General features: G+C 62.3%; 12 protein-coding genes and 1 pseudogene. 9 read left to right on the plus strand and 4 right to left on the minus strand.

Annotated features, from left to right (window positions below):
• Positions 1–7: 7 nt before the first annotated feature.
• The 3 genes from K6118_RS09600 (at position 8) to K6118_RS09610 (ending at position 5,061) form a co-directional block, all read left to right on the plus strand.
• The gene (locus K6118_RS09600) at positions 8–2,491 is read left to right on the plus strand and encodes a TonB-dependent receptor (RefSeq protein WP_247120132.1); all 2,484 of its coding nucleotides are present in this window, start codon (positions 8–10) and stop codon (positions 2,489–2,491) included.
• A gap of 178 nt (positions 2,492–2,669) precedes the next feature.
• Positions 2,670–3,746 (plus strand): calcium-binding protein, encoded by a 1,077-nt coding sequence (locus tag K6118_RS09605; protein WP_247120133.1) that lies wholly within the window; start codon positions 2,670–2,672, stop codon positions 3,744–3,746.
• Positions 3,747–4,041: 295 nt separating this feature from the next.
• Positions 4,042–5,061 carry a calcium-binding protein gene (locus K6118_RS09610; protein WP_247120134.1) on the plus strand — a complete coding sequence of 340 codons (1,020 nt, stop codon included), beginning with the start codon at positions 4,042–4,044 and terminating at the stop codon, positions 5,059–5,061.
• 66 nt (positions 5,062–5,127) lie between these two features.
• Here the strand turns inward: K6118_RS09610 and K6118_RS09615 are convergent, their stop codons facing one another.
• The 3 genes from K6118_RS09615 to K6118_RS09625 all read right to left on the minus strand — a co-directional run bounded on the left by K6118_RS09615 (position 5,128) and on the right by K6118_RS09625 (position 8,930).
• A complete protein-coding gene (locus K6118_RS09615) occupies positions 5,128–6,999 on the minus strand; it encodes an ABCB family ABC transporter ATP-binding protein/permease (RefSeq protein WP_247120135.1) in 1,872 nt (623 codons plus the stop codon).
• Between the two features lie 136 nt (positions 7,000–7,135).
• Positions 7,136–8,326 carry an amino acid aminotransferase gene (locus K6118_RS09620; RefSeq protein ID WP_247120136.1) on the minus strand — a complete coding sequence of 397 codons (1,191 nt, stop codon included), beginning with the start codon at positions 8,324–8,326 and terminating at the stop codon, positions 7,136–7,138.
• 136 nt (positions 8,327–8,462) lie between these two features.
• Positions 8,463–8,930, minus strand: a complete 468-nt coding sequence (locus K6118_RS09625; protein WP_247120137.1) for a DUF1203 domain-containing protein — start codon at positions 8,928–8,930, stop codon at positions 8,463–8,465.
• A gap of 185 nt (positions 8,931–9,115) precedes the next feature.
• Here K6118_RS09625 and ada point away from each other — a divergent pair, with 185 nt between their 5' ends.
• The 6 genes and pseudogenes from ada to glgP all read left to right on the plus strand — a co-directional run bounded on the left by ada (position 9,116) and on the right by glgP (position 16,052).
• On the plus strand, positions 9,116–10,207 hold the full coding sequence (ada, locus tag K6118_RS09630; RefSeq protein ID WP_247120138.1) for a bifunctional DNA-binding transcriptional regulator/O6-methylguanine-DNA methyltransferase Ada: 1,092 nt from the start codon (positions 9,116–9,118) through the stop codon (positions 10,205–10,207).
• Complete coding sequence (locus tag K6118_RS09635; protein ID WP_247120139.1) at positions 10,204–10,938, plus strand: 2OG-Fe(II) oxygenase; 735 nt, start codon at positions 10,204–10,206, stop codon at positions 10,936–10,938. The genes ada and K6118_RS09635 overlap by 4 nt, the downstream gene beginning before the upstream one ends.
• 12 nt (positions 10,939–10,950) lie before the next feature.
• The gene (alkB, locus tag K6118_RS09640) at positions 10,951–11,586 is read left to right on the plus strand and encodes a DNA oxidative demethylase AlkB (RefSeq protein WP_247120140.1); all 636 of its coding nucleotides are present in this window, start codon (positions 10,951–10,953) and stop codon (positions 11,584–11,586) included.
• A gap of 85 nt (positions 11,587–11,671) precedes the next feature.
• Positions 11,672–12,940, plus strand: a pseudogene (gene glgC, locus K6118_RS09645) (glucose-1-phosphate adenylyltransferase); the annotation flags it as partial.
• 169 nt (positions 12,941–13,109) lie between these two features.
• On the plus strand, positions 13,110–13,451 hold the full coding sequence (locus K6118_RS09650) for a DUF2934 domain-containing protein (RefSeq protein ID WP_247120142.1): 342 nt from the start codon (positions 13,110–13,112) through the stop codon (positions 13,449–13,451).
• A 93-nt stretch (positions 13,452–13,544) separates the two neighbouring features.
• A complete protein-coding gene (gene glgP, locus K6118_RS09655; RefSeq protein ID WP_247120143.1) occupies positions 13,545–16,052 on the plus strand; it encodes an alpha-glucan family phosphorylase in 2,508 nt (835 codons plus the stop codon).
• Positions 16,053–16,058: 6 nt separating this feature from the next.
• Here glgP and K6118_RS09660 read toward each other — a convergent pair whose 3' ends face one another.
• Positions 16,059–16,910: a sigma-70 family RNA polymerase sigma factor gene (locus tag K6118_RS09660; RefSeq protein WP_247120144.1), complete on the minus strand. Its 852-nt coding sequence runs from the start codon at positions 16,908–16,910 to the stop codon at positions 16,059–16,061.
• Positions 16,911–17,348 lie beyond the last annotated feature (438 nt).

Below are 17,348 nucleotides of genomic sequence, written 5' to 3' on the forward strand. Positions count from 1 at the left end.
CAGCCTCTTGCCTGTAAGGTTTCACCCCAAGCCCCGGCGGCTTGCCGTGTCCCTGGTGACGCTGATGCTGGTCACACCGCCCGCCGTTGCGCGGGAGGCCGGCTGCTTCAAGATCGGCAAAATGTCCCTCGCCCGCGCGCTGATCGAATTCGCCGAACAGGCCGATATTTCCATGGTGCGCCCGCCGCTCCATTATGGCGATGGCGATAGCACGCCGCTTTCCGGCTGCTACAGCCTGAAAGACGGCCTGACCCTGCTTCTGAAGGGCAGCAACTATAGTTTCGAAATTCTGGCCCATGATGCGGTCAAGATCGTCCGCAAGCCAAAGGATATGCCGAAGCACGCGCCTGCACCGGCCAAGGCCATGGCCGTCCGGCCCGAACGCCCGCACCTTGAGGAAATCGTGGTTTCCACGACCCGGCGCAACGACTATGCCGACCGCCTGCCCTATGCCATCTCGGTCACGTCCCGCACCACGCTGAACCGGCTGACGGGCGCGGGCACCGGGGCCGCAGCGCTCCATATCGTCGGCCTCGCCGCCACCGACCAGGGCGAAAGCCGCAGCAAGCTGATCATCCGCGGGCTGTCGGACGGCGCCTTCAGCGGCCGCACCCAATCGCTGGTGTCCACCTATCTCGATTATTCGCGCATGACCTACAATGCGCCGGAGCCCAGCTTCAAGCTGGTCGACCTCGCCACCGTGGAGGTCCTGCGTGGACCCCAGGGCACGCTTTATGGCTCAGGCGCGCTGGGTGGACTTTACCGGCTTGTCACCAACAAACCCAATTCCACCAAGATCGAAAGCGCCGCCTCCGCGGCTTATTCGCTGACCAAGGGCGGCACGCCGTCCAATGACGTCACCGCCATGGTCAACCTGCCTGTGATCTCGGACAAGCTGGCAGTGCGCGCGGTGGCCTATAATGACGAAAACGGCGGCTATATCGACGATATCCGCCTTGGCCTCAAGAACGTCAACCATGCCGAACTGTCCGGCGGGCGCATCGCCGCGGGGCTGCAGGTCGGCCAGGACTGGCTGATCACCGCAGGCTTCAACATCCAGCACCATAGCGCCGAGGACACCAGCTATTATAACCGCGCGCTCGGCCAATATAACCGGAACAATTATGTCCAGGAGCCGCGCACCGACCTGCTGATGAACCCGTACCTGACGGTGGAGGCGCACCTGCCCTGGTTTGACCTGGTCTCCAACACCAGCTGGCTCGACCGCGACATGGACAATTATTATGACGCCTCGCTCGCCATCCCCGCCCTGTCGACCCTGCCGGTCACGCCCAGCACCTATGAGGACGACCGGCATATCAAGACGCTGAGCAACGAAACCCACCTGACCTCCACCTCAAGCGGACGGCTGGAATGGATGGCGGGTTTTTACCTCGCGCACCGGGATGAACAGATCGCCGCAACGCTGGATACACCCGGTTCCGCCAGCATCCCCGGCTATGGCCCCACGGACACGCTCTATTCGGAAAACCTGACAGACCACCTGCATGAAGCCGCGCTGTTTGGCGAGATCACCTATTTCCTCACCGAACGCGTCAGCATCACTGGGGGCCTGCGCTGGTTCTATTATCTGAACCGCGCGGAATCGGTTATCGATGATGTCGGGATCGGCGGGCTGAGCGAAGCTTCCGGCCGCCAGCGGCGCACCGGCTTCGTGCCCAAGCTGATCTTCAGTTTCCAGGAAAGCGAGCACCGGCTTTATTACCTTCAACTGTCCGAAGGTTACCGGCTTGGCGGCATCAACCTCAAAGGCCCGACGGTCGTGACGGCGGATGAGGATGAAGGCGATGGCGACACCACGCTGACGGCGCTGACCACCTTCAAGCCGGACCGCACGCTCAATATCGAGGCCGGGCTCAAGCAACATCTGCTTGATGACCAGCTCGCGCTTAATGCCGCGGTTTTCTATACGCGCTGGAACGATATCCAGTCCGACCAGTATAATACTCAAGGCCTGCCGACCATCGGCAATGTCGGCAATGGCCGCGTCTTCGGCGCCGAGCTGGAGTTCGACTACCGCCCGGTCAAAGGCTTCGAAATCTCCGGCGGCATCGCCTGGCACGATGCCGACCTCACCCATGTGTCCTCACCCTTCGGCACGACTGTGGGCGCCACCCAGGGTGAGCCGCTCCCCGGCGCGCCTGCCTTCAGCTTCAATGTCGCCGCGCGTAAAAGCTTCCCGCTTGGGCACGGCTTCAAAGGCGCCATCGATGTGGACTATAGCCACGTCGGCGGGGCGGACCTTTTGTTCAATTCCACAGCCCCCCGGCGCTCGGACGCCTACCACCGCGCCGATGTGCGCTTCGAGGTCACGAAAGGCGCGTGGGACGCCACGCTCTTTGTCGACAATCTTCTCAACTCCAGCGCCAATGCCTTTTCCTTCGGCAATCCCTTCAGCCTGGCCTCCGTTGATCAGGTGACCCCCGTGCGCCCGCGCACCTTCGGGCTTCGCCTCAGCTGGACCTACTGAAGTCCAGCTTTTCCGCGCTTTTGACCACATTCAAGGACCGTACCTGCCCTCACGCGCATATTTTTCTGCGCGCGTGTGGGGGTGATGTTCGCTGAGCGGCGTCTTACCTGCAGAAGGAAGATTATTCTGGGGCTGAACTTTGGAGGGGACGCCCCGCAAGACATCTAGGAGCACTGAAATGAGCCAGATCGAAACTTGGGACAACATTCCCGCCGATATGCAGATCAACACCGTCCCGCAAGCGGGAGACACCGAGGGTGATGGCAACGACGACACCAGCACTGGCACCGACACCAGCAATGGCGACAGCCATGGTAACGACGAGTTCCATGGTGGTTCGGGCGACGACAGCCATCAGGGCGGTTCGGGTGACGACTCCATGAGCGGCGGCGCAGGCAACGACACCATCGAAGGCGGCGACGGTAACGACCATATCTGGGCCGGCGCAGGCGACAATGGCGACGACGAATTTGTCGGCGGCCAGGGCGACGACCAGATGGGTGGTGGCGCAGGCAACGACACGCTGATCGGCGACGATGCAGCGAATGGTTCCAGCGACGGCAGCGACAGCCTTTATGGCGGCACCGGCAACGACGTCCTGGTGGGCGGCGGCTGGAACGACAGCAACGGCAACGGCCACTTCGATGACGGTGAAGAAACCACCCACGGTATCGCCCACAACAGCCTGTGGGCCGGTGATGGCGACGACAGCGTCTATGGCGCCAACGGCGACGATGTCCTCGGCGGCGGCAATGGCAGCGATACGCTCTATGGCGAAGCCGGCAACGACGATATCTACGCTGGCCGTGACGCGGGCGACGACTCCCTCGATGGCGGTGACGGCAACGACCGCATCTATTCCTCAGCCGGCAATGATGATGTTCTCGGCGGCAACGGCGACGACACGCTCTATGGCGGCTCCGGGGCCGATACGCTCTCGGGTGGGGACGGCACCGACAAGATCTATGGCGGGTCCGGCAATGACACGCTTTACGGCGGCGCGGGCCATGACACCTTCTATTTCGCCGCAGGCCATGGTGACGATGTGGTTGAGGACTTCAGCAAAGCCGAAGACACCCTCTATATCCACAACACCACGACCGACTTCACCAGCGTATCGGACCTGACCGCCGCGTCGACCGAGACCACCCTGAATGGCGAAGCCGGCCTGATGATCGATACCGGTGGCGGCGACAGCATCTTCCTCGCCGGCATCACAACCAGCGATCTTTCCTCGATGGACATAGTTTTCTAAGCCTCCCGAGAGAGACTGCAGTGCAGTCAAGGGGAACCTGCGGGTTCCCCTTTTGCATTTAAAGGCAAGCACTTAGGCTTCAGGCTTATTCTCAAGATGGTCCTGCCAGCCCTCCTGGATCAATAAAATCGCACATTTGACATAACTCAAGGGCAGCCCGCAGCTCTTCCTATAAAAATCTCCACATAACGGCCGAAGGAAGAAACAGCGAAGCGGCATCTTCCAAAGAGGCGGAAGGAAAATGCGGGGATTGGTTGCATAGGACAGCGTCCCGCCACGTATCAGGAGCAGCACAATGAGCCAGGATAACATTTGGGGCGGCACCCCCGCGGATCCCGCCTACATGACCGGTGACTATATTGACACGCCGCAAGGGGAAGAAAACCATGGCGGTGACGGCAACGACGACCTGCATGGCCATAACGGTAACGACTATATGACCGGCGGCCCCGGCAACGACACGATCGATGGCGGCGACGGCAATGACCGTATCTACGCGGGGAACGGCGACAACGGCAACGATGAGTGCATCGGCGGCGCTGGGAACGATGCTGTTGGCGGCGGTGCCGGCAACGACACGCTCATTGGCGGTGCAGCCTCCCAAAACGGCTACAATGACGGCAGCGACAGCCTCTATGGCGGTACCGGCAACGACGTCCTGGTGGGCGGCGGCTGGCATGACAGCAACGGCAACGGCCATTTCGATGACGGCGAGGAAATCAACCGCGGCATCGCCCACAACAGCCTGTGGGGCGGCGACGGCGATGACACCGTTTACGGCGCCAACGGCGACGATGTCATCGGCGGCGGTACCGGCAGCGATACGCTCTATGGCGAAGGCGGCGACGACCGTATTTACGCAGGCGGCGACGCCGGCGACGATTCCATTGACGGCGGGGACGGCAACGACCGCATCTATTCCTCGGCCGGCAATGACGATGTCACCGGCGGCAACGGCGACGACTCTCTCTATGGCGGGTCGGGTGACGATACGCTCTCAGGCGGGGACGGCAACGACGACATCTTCGGCGGGGCTGGCAATGACACGCTTTATGGCGGTGCCGGCAACGACACCTTCTATTTCGCCGCAGGCCACGGGGATGATGTGGTGGAGGATTTCAGCACCACCGACGACACGCTCTTCATCCACAACACCACAACCGACTTCACCAGCGTGACGGACCTGACCGCCGCGGCGACCGAGACAACCGTCAACGGTGAGGCCGGCCTGATGATCGATACCGGTGGCGGCGACAGCATCTTCCTCGTCGGTATCACAACCAGCGACCTTTCCTCGATGGACATTGTTTTCTAAGTCTCTTGGGAAAAGCTGACGTGCGCAAAGGGGAACCCCAGGGTTCCCCTTTTGTATTTTGCGGGCTTAAGCCTCGGCGAGAACCGCGAGCTTTTCCTGGGCCTTCGAGGCTTCCTGCTGCTTCTGCCACATGCGGGCATAAAGACCATCTTTGGCGATGAGCGCGTCATGCGTGCCGCGCTCGACAATCTCCCCGGCATCCAGCACCAGGATCTGCTCGGCGTTCACCACGGTCGACAGCCGGTGCGCGATCACGATGGTGGTGCGGCCCTCGGCGATCTGATCGAGCGAGGCCTGGATGTCCCGCTCGGTATGGCTGTCGAGCGCGGAGGTGGCTTCATCCAGAAGCAGGATCGGCGGGTTCTTGAGGATGGTGCGCGCAATCGCCACCCGCTGCTTCTCGCCGCCTGAAAGCTTGAGCCCGCGTTCGCCGACCTCGGTGTCATAGCCTTCCGGCAGACCGGTAATGAAATCATGGATATGTGCGAGCCGGGCGGCTTCATCCACTTCGGCATCGGTCGCGTCCGGGCGGCCGTAGCGGATATTGTAGCGGATGGTGTCGTTGAACAGCACCGTGTCCTGCGGCACTACGCCGATCTTCTCGCGCAGGCTTTTCTGCGTGACCGAGGCGATATCCTGCCCGTCGATCAACACATGCCCGCCCGTGACGTCATAGAAGCGGAACAGGATACGCGAGATGGTGGATTTGCCCGCACCCGACGCGCCGACGATGGCGGTGGTCGTGCCTGCGGGCACCTCGAAGTCGATGCCCTTCAGGATCGGTCGCGCCTCATTATAGTGGAAGGTCACGCCCTCGAAACGCACATGGCCGCCCCTCACATCAAGCGCTTTCGCATCCGCCTTGTCCGTCACTTCGGAATGGGTGCCGATGATGCCGAACATTTTTTCCATGTCGACCAGCGACTGCTTGATCTCCCGGTACACAAACCCAAGGAAATTGAGCGGCATGTAAATCTGAATGAGCAGCGAGTTCACCAGCACGAAATCACCAATGGTGAAGCGGCCATCGACCACGCCCTGCCCCGCCATCCACAGAACGGCCACCAGCCCGAGCGTGATGATGAAGCCCTGCCCGACGTTGAGGAGCGTCAGCGACAGCTGGCTGCGCACAGACGCGCTTTCAAAACCCGCGAGCGCGCTGTCATAGCGCCGGGCTTCGTGCTCCTCATTGGTGAAATATTTCACCGTCTCGAAGTTGAGGAGGCTGTCGATCGCCTTGGTGTTGGCCTTCGTGTCCTGCTCGTTCATCTCACGCCGGAACTTCAGCCGCCAGTCGGTCACCATGATGGTGAAGAAGATATAGCTGATAAGGCAGACGAAGGTGATAAGCGCATACATGACGCCGAACTTGGTCCAGAAGATGCTGGAGATCAGCACGATCTCCAAAAGCGTCGGCAGGATATTGAACAGCATGAAGCGCAGGAGAAAGTCGATCCCGCGCGTACCGCGCTCGATCACCCGGCTCAGGCCCCCAGTGCGGCGTTCCAGATGGAACTTGAGCGACAGCGCATGCAGGTGCCGGAAGGTGTTGAGCGCAATCCGCCTAAGCGCGTGCTGGCCCACCCGCACGAACACGGCGTCACGGAGTTCGCCAAACAGCTGCCCGAGCACGCGTGCAGTGCCGTAGCCGAGGATGAGCCCGAGCGGAAGTACGAGCGCGACCGTGGCCGCGTCCGGCTTGGCGTGCGGCGTCAGCGCATCGACCGCGTCCTTAAAAAGGAACGGCACATAAACGCCAATCAGTTTGGCGAGCGCGAGGAAGGCGAGTGCTGCGACCACCCGCACCTTGAGATCACCCCGGCCCTTCACCCACAGGTAAGGCAGCAGGCGTTTGACGGTCTGCCAATGATTCTCGGCCTTGGGATTTTCGGACGGGGGATTTTCGGCGGCTTTGGGCGCCGGGGCGGTATCGGTCATAAGGCGGGCTCGCTTCGGATATGTTGGCTGCCGTCATCCTGCCTGCAGGACGCGCAGGCGGCAACAGCTTAGAGTCCGCCCTATGTGGGCATACCTGGCCGGGCTTACAACCCGGCCAGGCAGTTTTGTGAAGGCCTTAGAACAGGCTCGAGAGCGATTCCGCCAGGTACGGAATGTTCGCTTCGGTCATGCCCGCGACGTTGATGCGGCCATTGTCCGGGAAATAGATCGAGCGCTCGGCCCGCAGCTGCTGCACCTGCTCCGGCGTCAGATTGAGGAGCGAGAACATGCCGGTCTGGCCCGCGACCGCACCGAAGCGGTTGTCGAGACCATACGGGCTGAGCGCGTTCACGAACGAGGCGCGCAGGCTGTTGATGCGCTTGCGCATGGCGGCCAGCTCATCCATCCAGTCCTGCTTCAGCGCTTCATTCTGCATGATGGTGGTCACCAGTGCGGCACCGTGTGCCGGCGGCATGGAATAGTTGGTGCGCGCGATCTTGGCGAGGTTGGTGGTCAGCGCCGCCGTCGCGTCCTTCTGGCTGCCCTTGACCATCAGGCAACCGGTACGCTCACGGTACAGGCCGAAGTTTTTGGAGCAGCTGTAGGACAGCACGGCTTCCGGCATGGCTTCGAACACCTGACGGACACCAGCGGCATCTTCCGAGAGCCCTGCGGCGAAGCCCTGATAGGCCATATCAAGGAACGGCACGAGGCCCTTCTTGGTCATCAGTTCGATGATGCTGCCCCAGGCATCGGCCGGCAGATCAGCGCCAGTCGGGTTGTGGCAGCAGGCGTGCAGGAGGACGAGGTCACCGGCCTTGGCGCCTTCGAGCGAGGCCAGCATGGCATCGACATCGACCGTGCTGTTTTCGCGGTCATAATAGTCATAAACCTTGTGGCTGAGGCCCGCGGCCTGAAGCGTCGGCACATGGTTGGCCCAGGTCGGGTTGCTGACCCAGACCGTGGTTTCGGGTGCTGCCTGATGAACAAGGTCGAAGCCGAGGCGCAGCGCACCACAGCCACCCGGCGTCTGGATCGCAGCCATATGGGGCGCGAGGTCGGCCTTCATGGCCTCTCCGAACACCAGTTCCTGGCAGGCATCGGTGAAACCGGGCCAGCCAACAGGCGGGATATAGACCTTGCTGCCTTCGGTCTCGACCATATGCTCATACGCCGCCTGTACCGCGCCCAGAATAACGGTCTTGCCGTTATCGTCCTTATAAACACCTACACCGAGGTCAACTTTCTTCGGGTTGGTATCGGCTTTCGAAAGGGCTGAAAGACCCAGGATCGGGTCGGCGGGAAGCGGGGTCAGATGAGCAAACATGGCGTCCTCACGGGCAAATACAATTGGGTGTAAAACGGCCGGGCACCGGCGGTCGCGCCGAAACCCGGAACCTGTGCCCCCTTGTGCGTGTTTTCCTGCCGTTTGGCAAGCCGTGTCTCGCCTTTTTAGCGCCTTTTTAAGCCCGGTCGACACGCGCGAGGTAACAGCCACGTCTGGCCGTGTGCACATGCAGGTATTCTGCGTCCCCATTCGCGAGCAACCGGGTAAAAAGCCTGGCCGCATCCCGGCCTTCGCACACGTCGGCATCCAGCATCATGCCGTCCGCGCCAAATGACCGGACGGACAGCAGGCGACGGCTGAGATATGGCGATACCCCGTTCAAAACCGGCGCGGCCGCCCTAGCACCATCAAGCACGAAGACCGCGTGCGAAGACCGGTACGGTGTCGCCACCGGCAGATGTTCATGCCCGACCAGGATCACCCGTTCCCCGGCCTGTGCATCACGCATTTCCACCCGGCAGGGGAAGCCGACGTCGCTGTCCGCCACATAGGCGCGGGCGCCGAGCGCCGCGAGGTCGGCATCGCTTTTGCCAAACAGATGCTCAAATGGGGTGCTTGGAAGTCCTGTAACCTGAAAGCCCATCTCTATCTCCTGTCGTGTGTCTCGGGTTTTCCGAAGCCCTAGCAGGCGCGTGCATCCCCCGCGTTCCGTTTCTTGATGCTGAATTCGGAAACTTTTTGAATTCGACAGCAAGGACCGGAAAGCCCAGCCCGTTCGGGCGCTCTAGGCTGGTGGAAAGCTTGACCATCCGACGACAGGAGAAGAGGATGACCATACAGACGATGGATATGATGGGCACAAACGTGACCGGCTTCAAAACAGACGCGGAAAAATGGCAGGCGGTGAGGGCGCGGGACAAAACCGCCGACGGCCAGTTCTATTTCTCGGTCGCTACCACCGGCGTCTATTGCCGCCCCTCGTGCGGGGCGCGGCTGCCGAACCGTGAGAATGTCGCCTTCCATAACGACCGGGACGCAGCCGAGGCCGCGGGCTTCCGCCCGTGCAAACGCTGCCGCCCCGATAGCACACCAAGCTGGCAGGCGCGCGCCGCCATGGTTGCCGAGGCCTGCCGCTTCATCGAGGACGCCGAAACCTCGCCAACCCTCGAAGACGTCGCGGCACACGCGGGCCTGAGCCCGCACCATTTCCACCGTGTCTTTAAGGAAGTGACCGGCGTCACCCCCAAGGCCTACGCCACGGCGCACCGCACCAAGGCGGTCAAGGCCGGGCTCAAGACGGGCGGCACGGTCACGGACGCTATCTATGACGCAGGCTACGGCGCCAGCAGCCGCTTCTATGAAAAGGCGGATGGCTTCCTGGGCATGAGCCCCAAGGCCTACAAAGCGGGCGGCAAGGGGCAGACGGTCCGCTATAGCATTCGCCCCTCTGCGCTCGGCCGTATGTTGATCGCCGCGACGGACAAAGGCATCTGCATGATCCAGTTCGGGGATGACGATACGGCGCTCACGGAAGCCCTCAGCCATGATTTCCCGGACGCCACGCTGACCGCCGGCGATGCGGTGTTCGATGCTTGGGCTGATGCCGCGCTCGCGTTGGTCGAAACCGGCGCAAAACCGGAAGCAGGCCTGCCGCTTGATATTCAGGGCACCGCCTTCCAGCAGAAAGTGTGGCAAGCCCTGCAGGCGATCCCGCCCGGGGAGACCGCGAGCTACAAGGAGGTTGCCGAAGCGATCGGAGACGCGAAAGCCGTGCGCGCGGTTGCGCGGGCCTGCGCCAGCAACCGCATCGCTGTCGCCATCCCCTGCCACCGTGTGGTGCGCTCGGACGGCGGCATCAGCGGCTACCGCTGGGGCGTTGAGCGCAAGCGCGTGCTGCTTAGCCGGGAGAAAAAGGCATGAATGCGCCCATGCACCCCCTCAGGGTGGACCTTCGGGCCCGTCTTCAGGCGCTTGACTGGCAAACGCTCGGCACCCAGCTTCTGGAGCGCGGCTTCGCGCTCACACCGCCGCTGCTGACGCCGGAGGAATGCGCGGACTTGCGTGCGCTTTATGACAAGGACACCGGCTGGCGCAGTCACATCCATATGGCCCGGCACAATTTCGGGCGCGGCGAATATAAATATTTCGCCTATCCCCTGCCGGATAGGGTTCAGACACTCAGGGAAACGCTCTACCCGCCGCTCTCGAGGGTCGCGCAAACTTGGGCGGAGCGGCTCGGGCGCAATGTCCGCTTCCCCGAAAGTCATGCCGAGTTCGCCGCCCGGTGCCACGCGGCAGGCCAACTGCGCCCGACGCCCTTGATGCTCAAATACAAGGCCGGTGACTATAACTGCCTGCATCAGGACCTGTATGGCGACGTTTACTTCCCGTTCCAGGCCGCACTTCTCCTCAGTCAGCCGGGCACGGACTTCGACGGTGGCGAATTCGTGCTGGTGGAAAACCGGCCGAGGATGCAGTCCCGCTCTGCTGTGGTGCCTGTCCGTCTTGGCCAGATGATCCTGTTCGCGGTCAACGAACGGCCGAACAAGGGCAGCCGCGGCTATTACCGGACCGCGCTCCGGCACGGGGTCAGTGACATCACGGCGGGGGAGCGTTTCACCCTCGGCATCATCTTTCATGACGCGCGCTGAGGCATAGTGGTAATGACCGACCTGTTCGCACCCCTGCGCGCCGAGAAGGAGGTCATCCGGGACGGAGTCGTGCTGCTTTCCGGCTTCGCGGACAGTGCAGAGCTGTTGCCCGCGATAAAAAATATCACCGACGAAGCCCCGTTCCGGCACATGGTCACACCGGGCGGACGGCCGATGAAAGTGGCGATGACAAACGCCGGGTCTTACGGCTGGGTCTCCACGCCGCAGGGCTACCGCTACCTGCCCGAAGACCCGGTCTCCGGCGCGCCATGGCCCGCCCTGCCCGAGGTGTTTTTAAACCTCGCCACCCGTGCCGCCAAGAAAGCGGGCTTCGGGGATTTCACGCCGGATGCCTGCCTGATCAATCGTTACGAGCCCGGAACAGGCCTTAGTCCGCATCAGGATTTGGATGAGGCCGACAAGAACTGGCCGATCGTCTCGGTCTCCCTCGGCGTCTCGGCGGACTTCCAGCTCTATGGTCTGAAGCGCGGCGGCAGCCCGCTCATCATCCCGCTCCATGACGGTGATGTGCTCGTCTTCGGCGGGCCGTCCCGGCTGGTCTATCACGGTGTCAAACCGCTCGTGCGGTCACGCCATCCGCTGACCGGTGACCAGCGTTTCAACCTCACCTTCCGCCGCGCGCGCTGACCTCCCTTCCCACTTTTTCCGAATGAATTGACAGGTGTCAATTTCCTGACACGAATGGTTGTTATCTAATCATTGGCTAGTGGTCATGCTACGAGAGGATCGAACCGTGCATCGACTTAGTGGAAATCTGGACCATGCCCTGAAACACACGCTTGCCCTTGTGCTGGCGGGCGGCAAGGGTACCCGTCTCAAGGACCTCGGCGCCACCGACGCCAAACCGGCGCTGCCGTTCGGCGGCACTTATAGGTTGATTGATTTTCCGCTCTCCAACTGCCTCAACAGCGGTATCCGAAAGATCGGCGTCGCCACCCAGTATCGCGCCCAGGGCCTGCACCGCCACCTTCAGGAAGGCTGGAGTTTCCTGTCCCCTCACCTCGGGGAATTCGTCGCCGCCTGGCCGGCTGAACAGGCCAGCTCGGACGGCATCGGTTACAAGGGAACTGCCGACGCGGTCTACCAGAACCTGGATGCCATCCGCGCCCACGGCGCCAAGCATGTGCTGATCCTCGCGGGCGACCATGTCTATAAGCAGGATTATGGCCTCATGCTGGCCGAACACCTGCAAAAGGGTGCGGACGTCACCGTCTCCTGCGTTGAGGTGCCGACGGGCGAAGCTTCCGGCTTCGGCATTGTCGCGACTGACGCCGCCGGTAACATCACCGATTTCGTTGAAAAGCCCGCGCATCCACCGGCGATGCCGGACAACCCGCTTCATGCCCTCGCCAGCATGGGCATCTATATTTTCCGCGCAGACTTCCTCGCTGAAGTACTGGCCGAGGATGCCGCCAGGGAATCGTCAGGCCATGATTTCGGCCATGACATCCTGCCCGCGCTCATCGGCCGCGCCAAAATCATCGCCCACCGGTTCGGGGACAGCTGCGCCGGCGCTGTTCCCGGTGAAGCCCCCTACTGGCGCGATGTCGGCACGCTCGATTCATACTGGCAGGCGAACCTCGATCTCGCGGGCGGTCATCCGGCGCTCGATCTGTTCGATCCCGATTGGCCGGTCCGGTCTTCCTATCAGGCGCGTCCGCCCGCCCGGTTCGATATCGGCATCGGCTGCCGCGGCAGTGTCGCGCATACTGTTGCAGCCCCGGGCGTTACTGTTGCCGGTGCAACAGTAAAAGATACGCTGCTGTCGCAGGATGTGACGGTCGGCATGAACGCTCGGCTCGACGGCTGCGTGCTGCTGCCCGGCGTCCAGGTCGGGGCGAATGCCTGCCTCAAACGCGTCATTGTCGCCGCCGGATGCAAAATCCCGGACGGCTTTGTCGCCGGTGAGGATATCACCGAGGACGCCCGCTGGTTCACGCGCACGCCCGACGGCATCGCGCTTATCACCCAAGATGCCCTTGACCGGCGCGCCATCAGCCGTAAACTGGTACGTGCCCGGCCATACCACATGCCCCCGGTAGGCCAGACGGAACATTACAGCGCCCGCGCGCTGCCGGTTCCGTTCTCCCTCCGGCAGGCCGATCCTTTGACGACGAACAATTGATCATCGCACCCCGGGAGACTGAAGCATGACAAGACTACAACACGACCAGATCGCCAAACGCAGCTACCTGATTTGGGAACAGGCCGGCCGCCCTGACGGCCAGCATGTTGAGCACTGGCTGCAGGCCGAAGCCGAACTGGCCCACCTCTATGCGCCCAAGTCGGCCCCCGATAAAGCCGCGCCCAAGAAGGCAGCCCCGAAGAAAGCTGCGGCGAAAAAGGCGAGCGGTAATGGCGCGACAAAAGCCAAGCCCGCACCGGCGAAGAAGGCATCCGTGAAGGCCGCGAGCGCGAAAGCTGCGACACGCAAAGCCGCACCGGCCAAGAAAACCGCCAAAAGCCGCACTAAAACCGCGACCAAAAGCTGAACAGGCAGCCCCTGCGCCAAGCCACAGTTGCCCTTGCGGGGGACTGAAAACTGGGCGCATGGGCAAGGCTGCCTAACAGAAGAGCGACGATTTATGCCGTCAGGACACGCGCGTCCGTTACCGGAGCGTCTTTCCGCCTTGCGCGAGCTGGCGCTGGACCTTTTCTGGACCTGGAGCCACGCAGGCGACGCCATGTGGCGCACCCTCGATCCCGATCTGTGGGAGCGCACAGGCAACCCCTGGTTCATCCTGCAGTATCTGCCCAAGGACCGGCTGGAAGCGCTGGCGAAAGACAAGGCGTTCCTGAAGCTTCTCGATGACCTCACCGAAGAACGACGCCAGTATCAGGAGCGCCCATCCTGGTTTGGCCAACTGCCGAAGGACCAGCCCAAGCCGCACGGCATCGCCTATTTCAGCATGGAATTCGGCCTCTCCGAAGCGCTGCCGCTTTATGCCGGGGGCCTGGGCATCCTGGCGGGCGACTATCTGAAAGCCTCAAGCGACCTGGGTATCCCGCTCGTCGGGGTCGGCCTTCTCTATCAGGAAGGCTATTTCCGCCAATATATCGACGGCCATGGCCAGCAGGCGGAAACCTATCCCTATAACGAACCGGCAAGCCTGCCGATCGAACCGGTGATGGTCGACGGCGGCACACGCCTGCGCATCAAACTGGACCTGCCTGGCCGCCAGCTTTCCTTAAGGGTATGGCAGGCGACCGTGGGGCGGGTTACGCTGTATCTTCTCGATAGCAATGATCTTTTGAACAGTGCAGCAGACCGCGGCATCACCGCCAAGCTATATGGCGGCGGCAGCGAAATGCGCTTCCTGCAGGAACTGGTGTTGGGGATCGGCGGCTGGCGCGTTCTTGAAGCCATGGGCATAGACGTCGACGTCTGCCACCTCAATGAAGGCCATGCCGCGCTTGTGGTGCTGGCCCGTGCCCTGTCTGTCATGGCGCGCACCGGACTCAGCTTCTGGCCCGCCTTCTGGGCGGCGCGGGCCGGGAATATCTTCACCACCCACACACCGGTGAGCGCAGGCTTCGACCGCTTCCTGCTGGAGCAACTGCCGTTCCCCGCGCACTTCATCCAGGATTACTTGAGCCGGTACGGGGTCAACCCTGACCGTATCCTCGCGCTCGGCCGACAAGACCCGGACAATGACAGCGAGCCTTTCAACATGAGCTGGCTGGCGCTTCGGGGCTCGGCCCACATCAATGCCGTCAGCGCCCGGCACGAGCTGGTCAGCAAGCGTCTGTTCCAACCGCTTTACCCCCGCTGGCCGGATCACGAGGTCCCGGTCGGCCACGTCACCAACGGCATCCATACCCCAACGTGGGATTCCCAGTGGGCCGATGCCTTGTGGACCGACTGCTGCGGCCGGGAACGCTGGCGCGACAGCACCGAAGGCCTGGCGGAAAATATCCATTGCCTGAGCGATGACCGGCTATGGGCCTTCCGGGCGCACCAGCGCGCCGACCTGATCGAGAATGTCCGCTTCCGCCTGGACAGGCAGCTTGCATCCCGCCCGTCAGCGCAGGAAACCGAGGTGCGCGCGGCCCTTGACCCCAACGTCCTGACCATCGGCTTCGCCCGCCGCTTCACTGCCTACAAGCGCCCGAACCTGCTTCTGCACGACCCGGAGAGGCTAATCCGGCTTCTGACCGCGCCGGACAGGCCTGTTCAGCTGATTGTCGCAGGCAAGGCCCACCCGGACGACAAGGCCGGCAAGGCCATGGTGGCCGAATGGCTGGAGTTCGTGAACCGGCCGGAAGTCCGCCGCCATGCCGTCTTCCTGGAGGATTACGATATCGGGCTCGCCCAGGAAATGGTCGCCGGTGTCGACCTGTGGGTCAACACGCCGCGCCCGCCGATGGAGGCCTGCGGCACCAGCGGCATGAAGGTCCTGGTGAATGGCGGGCTGAATCTGTCCGTCCCCGACGGCTGGTGGGCCGAAGCCCATAAGCCCGAAGCAGGCTGGGTGCTGGGGGATCATTGCTCCACCTCCGATGCGGAAGACGCCATCAAGCTTTATGAGCTTCTGGAAAAAGAGGTCGCCCCCGAATTTTATGACCGCCATGAAGGCGGCATTCCCCAGGCCTGGGTCGCCCGGATACGCGAAAGCATGGCAACGCTGGCCCCCCATTTCAGCGCCAACCGCATGGTGCGTGACTATTATGACGGCTTCTACACCGCCGCCTCGGCGGCCTACCATGCCCGGCTTGATGGCGGCGCCAAGAAGGCCCGCGCTCTCCATGACTGGGAACAGGAGCTGACCGACCACTGGAGCCAAATCCACTTTGGCGAGGTAACCGTCAGTGAAGCAGGGGAAGAATGGGATTATCAGGTCAGGCTTTATCTTGGGGAATTGCGCGCGGACCAGGTGCGGGTCGAGCTTTATGCCGCCCCCATGGAGGACAAGCCCACGTTCCGGCAGACCATGAAACGCAGCGACACGGCCCCAGGCGCGGAACATGGCTATGTCTATAGCCTGCGCGTCCCGACTGACCGCCCCGCGGCGGCCTACACGGCCCGGGTCATCCCCTTCCATGAGGACGCCTTCATCCCGGCTGAGCAGCATCTTATCCGCTGGCAGAAATGATCTGCCCTAGCGGATGTCAGCCCGCTTCAGATGGTCCCGGGCAAGCTGGATGCGTTTCCTGACCGTGTCGGCCCTCAGGTTCAGCCGCTCGGCGATCTCAGGGTATGAGAGGCCTTCGACAAACCGCATCAACAGGGGTTCCCGCAATTGGTCCGACAAGTGCCCGATTTCAACGTCGAGCGCACGAACCTGCTCTCGCTCCAGCGCAATCTCCTCCGGCGTCAGCTGTGCTTCTGCAAACATGGTGGAGACGATATCCGCGCCAGCGTCTTCGTGCGGGTCCCGATATTCGGTCCGGCGCTGACGGCGGTAATGGTCGATGCAGACATTATGGACCAACCGGCTGAGCCAGGCACGTTCGTTGACGATACTGTCCGAATAGCTGACGAACTTGCGTGAAGCCCGCAGCATGGCATTGGAAAGTGCGTCTTCCGCGTCGGCCATGTTGCCGGACATCAGGCGGATACATTGCTTGAGAAGAAATTCCTGGTGCCCTGACCAGACCTGCCAGAATGTATCATGCAGGCCAGTTTCCGGCGTGTAACCCGGCATAACCTCAGGGGCAATTTCTGGGCTGATTTCTGGGCTGATTTCTGGCGCGATTTCTGGCGCGATTTCCGAAACCGGCTCCGGTCTTTCTTCCCGGATGGGCGCCTCTTCCCGCTGAGGTTCATAGGAAGGCGGTGCAAAGGGCGGTGTCTTGAGTGGGAACCATTCCTGATAGGCCTGCCCCTCCCTGAGGCCCCGCGGCTGGATGCTGTCCGCAATGATCTGGACCGGATTGGTCGGGCCAGGCTGGTACAGCGCCTCCAGGGCACGGGTGATCGGGTGATCCGCCCAGGCTGGCCCAGCCATCATGCCTGGGGCATTGCTGGGGCCTGATGACGGAGCCTGAGGGCCCGTCTCCGGGGTGTTCTCAGGGGTGTCAGGGGCTGATGCCGCTTCCTGAGTGGAATGTCCTTGTTCGGAACCATCCGGGGCGGGGTCGGAAAAAGGCCCCGTGCCGGTCTCCCCCTGCCACCTTGGGTGACCAGAGAAAAGCTGGTGAATTTCCGCTGATGGGCTAGAGTGCTCGGGCTGGCTGGAAGGCGCGGGGGCGCCAGCTTGCCCTGGCTGGCCCTCCTTATCATTGCTCGACCCTGCATCATGACCACCCTGGCCATTATCAACTTTTCCGAGCTTTTTCCGTCCCCATGATGCCCGCAGGCTATGGTCAGGAGAGTTCCGGCCGATCCCCATGCCACTTCCTCCCTCTGTTAAGTGTTTCAAGCACTTTTTTGGTGCAACTTACGACGT

Origin of the sequence: Kordiimonas marina, from assembly GCF_023006325.1 — a bacterium.
Taxonomy (GTDB): domain Bacteria; phylum Pseudomonadota; class Alphaproteobacteria; order Sphingomonadales; family Kordiimonadaceae; genus Kordiimonas; species Kordiimonas marina.